The 956-nt window shown below is 50.3% G+C and carries 1 protein-coding gene; it reads right to left on the bottom strand.

Going from position 1 to position 956, the window contains the following annotated elements:
* Positions 1-234: 234 nt before the first annotated feature.
* On the bottom strand, positions 235-750 hold the full coding sequence (locus tag ACFVHU_RS18555; protein ID WP_388026059.1) for a GtrA family protein: 516 nt from the start codon (positions 748-750) through the stop codon (positions 235-237).
* Positions 751-956: the final 206 nt, after the last annotated feature.

The following is a 956-nucleotide window of genomic DNA, read 5'->3' as shown; positions in this document are numbered from 1 at the left end:
AAACCTTCAGTGAAAAGTGATTGGCTGCCGGGTAAACAAACGGTAGATTCCGTGTTGTTTCCGTTCCGGCAACAGATAAAAACTATACACAGGTTTTCAGGGCTCCGCAAATCGGCAGGGCACTTTTGACAGTGATCGTGGTTACACTGTGGTGGCATAATCCGCGGGCGTACTCTGACGCCCTGACAGTTGAACAAATCTGCAGCGGAATCGCGACTGCTTTGCTCCTGCGGTTTACAGGATCTCTGTACGTTTATGGAGCGTATCCAGGAAGACGAACTTCTTCATTGCCCACCATCGGAAGATCATCCCAAGTAACGTCCCGATAATTGGTCCGGCGATAAAGTCGGCGATCTCCTGGACGATAAAAGAAACGTGCGGTTCCGTGATTCCAAAGATCCAACGGGATACATAAACCGGCGCCGCAGTAATTCCAATAGCTACCGTAGACATGCCGACGAATTTGATGAACTGAATACGTTTGAGGCCGTGGGCGACATCCCCAAAGGTAAACCGTCTCGAGAGGTAGTAGGAAACTACCGTGGCCGCTGCATTAGCGATAAGAAAAGCTGAAGTTGGATGCGCCCCCAGAATCGTGAACTTCAATCCGTAATTCACTGCCAAGGTCAGGAGGAAGCAGAATCCTCCTATGCCCAGGAAGTACAGAGCTCTCTTTCGTTCCCGATACTGTTTTGGGCGCGATGGATCCCGTGCGCCTTCATCGCTAAATGCTTTGGCTCTGCCACTCATGGATCAAGCATAGACATCCCAGGATCGGCGAATAGAAAATTGAAACTTAATCAGGGCGGTTCTTAGTTATCCATATGGGTCACCTTGCACAGCATGCTCAGATTGAAGCTCATGAGCTTCCAGCGATGTATGAGTCGGACATTTTCGTGGCAGCGTCCAATGGCAAGGATGGGGGCAATGAGTTGTTATGCCCTGCGGCTCAACGG

This window comes from Glutamicibacter sp. NPDC127525, assembly GCF_042672105.1.
In the GTDB taxonomy this organism is placed as follows: Bacteria; Actinomycetota; Actinomycetes; order Actinomycetales; family Micrococcaceae; genus Glutamicibacter.
This window is presented reverse-complemented; position numbering and strand designations above follow the sequence as displayed.

Bases quoted from the DNA above. Each gene is read 5' to 3' on its own strand.
- ACFVHU_RS18555 (WP_388026059.1), bottom strand. From the start codon at position 750: ATGAGTGGCAGAGCCAAAGCATTTAGCGATGAAGGCGCACGGGATCCA.